Origin of the sequence: Treponema bryantii NK4A124 (genome assembly GCF_000421345.1) — a bacterium.
Taxonomy (GTDB): domain Bacteria; phylum Spirochaetota; class Spirochaetia; order Treponematales; family Treponemataceae; genus Treponema_D; species Treponema_D bryantii_B.
The window spans coordinates 47,770-53,769 of record NZ_ATWV01000017.1 but is presented as its reverse complement, the minus strand read 5'-3'; the positions used below and the strand labels follow the sequence as shown (position 1 = coordinate 53,769).

General features: G+C 41.2%; 6 protein-coding genes. All 6 read left to right on the top strand.

The genetic code is table 11. The features are described 5' to 3' along the window. The first annotated feature begins 12 nt into the window (after positions 1 to 12). The 6 genes from G626_RS0113705 to G626_RS0113680 all read left to right on the top strand — a co-directional run bounded on the left by G626_RS0113705 (position 13) and on the right by G626_RS0113680 (position 5,965). Positions 13 to 555, top strand: coding sequence for a methyl-accepting chemotaxis protein (locus G626_RS0113705; RefSeq protein WP_022933357.1), 543 nt, complete (start codon positions 13 to 15; stop codon positions 553 to 555). Between the two features lie 7 nt (positions 556 to 562). Beyond that, positions 563 to 1,456: a DMT family transporter gene (locus G626_RS0113700; protein WP_022933356.1), complete on the top strand. Its 894-nt coding sequence runs from the start codon at positions 563 to 565 to the stop codon at positions 1,454 to 1,456. 182 nt (positions 1,457 to 1,638) lie between these two features. Further along, on the top strand, positions 1,639 to 2,418 hold the full coding sequence (locus tag G626_RS0113695) for a transporter substrate-binding domain-containing protein (RefSeq protein WP_027727210.1): 780 nt from the start codon (positions 1,639 to 1,641) through the stop codon (positions 2,416 to 2,418). A gap of 65 nt (positions 2,419 to 2,483) precedes the next feature. Next, a complete protein-coding gene (locus tag G626_RS0113690; RefSeq protein WP_027727209.1) occupies positions 2,484 to 3,152 on the top strand; it encodes an amino acid ABC transporter permease in 669 nt (222 codons plus the stop codon). Continuing rightward, positions 3,139 to 3,861, top strand: a complete 723-nt coding sequence (locus tag G626_RS0113685) for an amino acid ABC transporter ATP-binding protein (protein WP_022933355.1) — start codon at positions 3,139 to 3,141, stop codon at positions 3,859 to 3,861. The genes G626_RS0113690 and G626_RS0113685 overlap by 14 nt, the downstream gene beginning before the upstream one ends. A 484-nt stretch (positions 3,862 to 4,345) precedes the next feature. Then, positions 4,346 to 5,965: an NAD(P)/FAD-dependent oxidoreductase gene (locus G626_RS0113680; protein ID WP_022933354.1), complete on the top strand. Its 1,620-nt coding sequence runs from the start codon at positions 4,346 to 4,348 to the stop codon at positions 5,963 to 5,965. The last annotated feature ends 35 nt before the right edge of the window (positions 5,966 to 6,000 follow it).

Below are 6,000 nucleotides of genomic sequence, written 5' to 3'. Positions count from 1 at the left end.
TCTCCCTAGGCAATGCCTGCCTTCCACCGGCTCTCCAAGTCCGTCAACTCAGAGTACAACTTTTTCTCGGATTATTTAATCATAACAACTAACGCAGAGCTTGAAGCTTCAAGTGCAGGAGACAGCGGAAAGAACTTCCATATTGTTGCTAATGAGGTTCGCCGTCTTGCTGCCGGAATTACAAAGTCTGTAGATCAGATTAAGGAACGCATTACTGAGATTCAGCATTCTTCTGATAACCTGATTATTACCTCAGAGTCCGGAACTGAAAAAATCCGCGAAGGTCTGGAGCTTTCAGAAAAGCTTAAGGAAAAGTTCAGCGACATTCAGAGCTCTTCTGAAATTACCGTTGAATCAGCAAATCAGATTAAAGAGATTATTCACCAGCAGTCTGCAGCCTTCGACCAGATTGTTGCAACAGTCCGCCAGATTTCTTCGGGAATTGAAAACTTCTCAAATTCTACAGGAACTGTAAACAACACTGCTCATAAACTGCAGGAAGCTGCAAATCTCCTGGAAAATCTGCATACACAAATTATCTCTTCTAAGATATAATGCAGGTATGAATGCAAAATTTACTTCAATAGCTGCCAGTGCGGGGCTGCTCCTTGCGGCCACAATCTGGGGCTTTTCCTTCGTTATTGTAAAAGACAGCCTCGATTATATCGGGGCCTTTTATATGATTGCCTACCGTTACACAATTGCGGCGGTAGTTATGTCCCTGATTTTTATAAAAAAATGGAAGCTGCTTAACCGCGAATATATAAAGCAGGGAGCCTTTACCGGCCTCTTTTTATTTCTGGCCTACGCAAGTCAGACAGTGGGCTGCGATTACACCACCGCCGGAAAAAATGCCTTTCTTACAACCTTCTATGTAATTATGATTCCTCTTTTGACCTGGCTGCTTTTTAAAAAACGTCCACGTTTTTATGTCTTTATTGCAGCCATTATGTCACTTACAGGAATAGGACTTCTTGCTCTTGGTTCTGATGATAAGGGATTTAATATTGGTGATGTACTAACTTTGATATGCGGAATATTTTTTGCCCTTCACATCATCTTTACAGAAAGATTTAATAAAAAGGGCGGAGATCCTCTTTTTCTGACTCTGCTGCAGTTTATTTTTACTGCCATTGCCGGCTGGGTAAGTGCTCCATTTTTCGACGGCGCCTTTCCTATGGCAACCGCCTTTAGCGGCAGAGTAGTGCTCTCAATGCTATACCTGGGCCTTTTGAGCACAATGGTAGGCTTCAGTCTGCAGAACATAGGTCTTAAATATGTACAGTCATCAATAGCATCTCTCTTTTTAAGCTTTGAGTCAGTTTTCGGCATTCTCTTCAGTACAATCTTCCTGCACGAGGCCTTCACATTAAAAATGTTCTTCGGCTGTTCATTGATTTTCCTGGCAGTAATTCTGGCCGAGAATGGTGATAGATTTTTCCGTAGAAAAGATTAATATACATTTGTTTATATATACTTGACCAAAAGTCCTCTTGCGGAGTGAAAAAAAGTGCGAAGACAACATCATCCCCGTTGGCTTCGTGCTTTTTTTCACGGGAGCAATAGGACTTTTGGTCTTGCATAAATATTGAATAAATATACAAAAAAATGTATATTAATGCATAAGAGGTGTTTTTTATGAAAAAATCAATGATAATTACCGCAGCTCTCGCAGCTGTTTTTGCTTTTACTGCATGCTCTAAATCAAAAGTAGAAATTAATTCTGTTGCTGATCTTGCAGGAAAAAAGATTGGTGTTCAGGCAGGAACAACAGGTGAAGCCTGGGTACAGGATAATGTAGCTGATGTACAGCTTTCTTCATTCAAAACAGGTATGGATGCCGCTCTCGATCTTAAGAATCGTGCAATCGATGCTGTTATTCTTGATGAACTTCCTGCAAAAGCAATTGTAGAACGCAATCCAGAATTACAGATTATCCGTGATTCTATATTCACAAATAACAAAGAAGCATACGCTATTGCAGTAAAGAAAGGAAATGCAGAACTCCTTTCTTCTATTAATAATACTATTGCAAGTATGAAAGAGAGCGGAGAGTATGAAAAACTCGTAAACGCTTTTATGCCTGTTGATGGAAAAATTACAATTCCTGCAAATGTGGCTGCTGATGGTTCAAAGGTTGTAAAGCTTGGAACAAACGCTGCATTCCCTCCATTTGAATATGTTGAAGGAAAGAACATTGTAGGTTTTGATATTACAATGGGACAGATTATTGCAAAGAATGCCGGTATGAAGCTCGAAGTTGTTGATATGGCATTTGACAGCCTTATTCCAGCTTTGCAGTCTGGTACAATCGACTTCATTGCAGCTGGTATGTCTGTAAACGAAGAACGCAAAAAGAACGTAGATTTCTCTGAGACTTATTTCGAGTCTGAGCAGGTTATTATCGTTCGCAAATAAAGCCAATTTTTGAAAACGGTGGCGATATTTTGTCGTTGCCGTTTTTTATTTTTTAAAGGAATTATATGATTCAATCTTTTATTGATACAATGATAGCTGGTGAACGATACATGCTTATTGTTCGCGGACTTGGGAATACACTTTTAATCGCTATCTGTGCAGTTTTAATTGGTACAGTGCTTGGTTTTATTTTTGCCTTAATGAAGATTTCAGGCAACAAGATTTTAAAAGCCATTGCCGAGCTTTATACAACAGTTCTTCGCGGTATTCCTCTCGCAACCCAGCTCATGATTTTTTATTTTGTAATCTTTGCTCCTTTGGGATTGAATCGTCTTCTTGTTGCAATTCTTGCATATGGTTTTAACTCTGGTGCTTACTGTACAGAGATTTTCCGTGCAGGTATTCAGGGAATAGACCCGGGCCAGACAGAAGCAGGCCGTTCTCTTGGCCTTTCCCAGTGGCAGACAATTTTTAAGATTGTCCTTCCTCAGGCAGTAAAGGCCGTTCTTCCAACTTACACAAGCGAGTTCATTGTATTGATAAAGGAAACCTCCGTTGCAAGTTTTATTGCCGTAATGGATATGACAAAAGCCGGCGATATGATTCGTAACGCAACCTACAACGCCTGGATTCCACTGCTTACCTGTGCAGCAATTTATCTCATTCTGACGGTTGGTCTTACAAAGCTTTTCGGCAGATTAGAAAAAAGGATGGCAAAAAGTGATAGAAGTTAAGAATCTTAAAATCAGTTTTGGAAATCTCCACGTATTAAAAGACGTTTCTATAAATATTCAGAAGGGTGAAAAGATTGTTATAATCGGACCTTCCGGCTCCGGAAAATCAACCTTCCTCCGCTGTCTCAACCGTCTGGAAACTCCTGATGGAGGACAGATTCTTTTTGAAGGAAACGATTTAACAGACCCTAAGACCAATCTGGATCTTTGCCGCCAGAAAATGGGAATGGTTTTCCAGCATTTTAATCTCTTTCCTCATCTTACAGTTTTACAGAATATTACACTTGCACCGGTAACTCTTAAACTTAAAAGTCAGGAAGAAGCTGAAAAAGAAGCTATGGAACTGCTTGAGCGCATCGGTCTTCCAGATAAGGCAAATGTATATCCCTCTACCTTAAGTGGTGGTCAGAAACAGAGAATTGCGATTGTTCGTTCACTGGCTATGCATCCGGATGTAATGCTCTTTGATGAACCTACATCAGCACTTGACCCTGAAATGGTAGGTGAGGTTCTTGAAGTTATGAAGGATCTTGCCCGTGAAGGAATGACAATGGTTGTAGTAACTCACGAAATGGGCTTTGCCCGAGAGGTTGCAGACCGCGTTTTGTTTATGAACGAAGGTTATATAGAGGAAGAAGGCAGCCCGGATGAAATCTTCCAGCATCCAAAAAGTGAAAGATTACAGCAGTTTTTTAAGTCGATCTTGTAGGAATACTTGAAAAATTCTCTAAAAAAGTCTTAAAAATCTCTTTTGTAACGCTAAAAAGTAACACAGAATCAGCACACTTTCTGTAACCAAGGTTATTTTTCAATAACCAAGGTTAATTCGTTATAAAAGTTATTGACGACAGTCTTTTTTCACTGTATGTTATAAATATAAATTAAAGTTAAAGTAAAGTTAAAAAGTATGAAGTTAAGAAAGTTACTTATTAAAAAGACATTAGCATTATCTATTCATAGAAGCGTTGCTAAGAAGAGAGTTTACACGGAGAGCCGGTTTATGATCGGTGAGAGAGTTCTTGGACTGTAGATGGAGAGAATACAGTTCGAGAACTTTTTTTTTGCTCTGAAACACGGTGGTTGAGTAGGCGCAGCCGTATCGAAACCACAAGTTATAGAAAGCATTGAATTATGTGGTTTCGATACGTCCTCTGGACTACTCAACCACCGGTGAATTTATTATACTATCCCTGATGATCAAAGAAATAACAATTACAGTCGAAGCACGGGATGAGAAAAACTCCGCCCTGCGTGATAATCTTATCCGAAAAGAACTCAAAAAAAATCATATAAAAGACAGTCAATTTGAAACTGTTTTTGTAAAAAAATCTATAGATGCCCGACACGGTCAGCTTAAGCTGCATTTACGCTATAAGGTTTATATTGGTGAGAAGCCGGATAGTGCAGGTGAATGGAATCCATTATGGAAATCTTGCGCAGGGGCGGGGCCGGAGCGAACGGTAATAATTGTAGGGGCAGGACCTGCCGGCCTTTTTGGTGCCCTCAAGCTTCTGGAAAGCGGTATTAAACCGGTAATTATTGAGCGTGGTACTCAGACCAGCCAGCGCAGAAAAGATATTGCCTTAATAAGTACCCGAGGCCAGGTAAATGGTGATTCAAATTACTGTTTTGGAGAGGGCGGAGCCGGAACTTTTTCTGACGGAAAGCTTTATACCCGCAGCAATAAGCGGGGAGATATAGGCAGCATTCTCCGTATTTTTAATTATTTTGGTGCAGATGAAAAAATCCTTACAGATGCTCATCCTCATATTGGAACAGACCGCCTGCCTCAGGTAATAAATGCTATGCGGGATAAGATTATCGAGCTTGGCGGGGAATTTCATTTTAACGAAAGGGTTACGGCTCTTGTTACAGAATCTAAGGATGGAAAGCTTTGTGTAAAAGGTGTGGAAACTCAGAATGTAGAAAGTGGAGAGAAGGGCTGTTTTTATGGAAAAGCGGTACTTCTTGCTACAGGACATTCTGCTACGGATATATACAAAATGCTTGCAAAACTTGCACCAGACTCACTTGAGGCAAAAACATTTGCAGCTGGGGTTCGTGTGGAGCATCCCCGCAGTTTAATAGATTCTATTCAATATCACGGCAGGGGAGCAGAGGCGGGCCTTGGTGCTGCGGAGTATAGGGTAACCACCCAGGTAGATGGCCGCGGAGTTTATTCTTTCTGTATGTGTCCGGGAGGCTTTGTTGTTCCTTCTTCTTCGGGGCCGGATGAAATTGTTGTAAACGGTATGTCTGCTGCTGCCCGTAATTCTAAATGGTCTAATGCGGCAATCGTAGTAGAAATAAGACCGGAAGATATTCCGGAAAGCTTTAAGGCTGCGGCTGAAAAAGCTGGCTGTCCTCAACTGGCGGGGCTTTTCTTCCGTCGCGAAATAGAAAAACTTGCCTTTGAAAACGGTAATGGCCAGGCGGCTCCTGCCCAGCGCCTTACAGATTTTCTTGCCGGCCGTAAATCAGCTGATTTGCCTGCATCAAGTTATACTCCAGGACTTGTGTCTTCTGAACTCGGAAGCTGGCTCCCGTCTCACATCAGCGAACGTCTTAAAAAAGGCTTTAAGCAGATAGACCAGAGCATGCATGGTTTTATAAGCGACGAGGCCCTTATGATTGCGCCGGAAACCCGTACAAGTACGCCGGTCCGCATCCTCCGCGATAAGGAAACTTATGAGTGTAATGCCATAGGTGGTTTATATCCGGCAGGAGAAGGCTCGGGTTATTCAGGTGGAATTGTTTCAAGTGCAATGGATGGAGAAAATGCCTGTGCCCGTATTGCAGAAATCATAAAATAACTCTGGTTATAACCAGGGTTATTTTAAAAGCAAAT

Bases quoted from the DNA above. Each gene is read 5' to 3' on its own strand.
- G626_RS0113705 (WP_022933357.1), top strand. From the start codon at position 13: ATGCCTGCCTTCCACCGGCTCTCCAAGTCCGTCAACTCAGAGTACAAC.
- G626_RS0113700 (WP_022933356.1), top strand. From the start codon at position 563: ATGAATGCAAAATTTACTTCAATAGCTGCCAGTGCGGGGCTGCTCCTT.
- G626_RS0113695 (WP_027727210.1), top strand. From the start codon at position 1,639: ATGAAAAAATCAATGATAATTACCGCAGCTCTCGCAGCTGTTTTTGCT.
- G626_RS0113690 (WP_027727209.1), top strand. From the start codon at position 2,484: ATGATTCAATCTTTTATTGATACAATGATAGCTGGTGAACGATACATG.
- G626_RS0113680 (WP_022933354.1), top strand. From the start codon at position 4,346: ATGATCAAAGAAATAACAATTACAGTCGAAGCACGGGATGAGAAAAAC.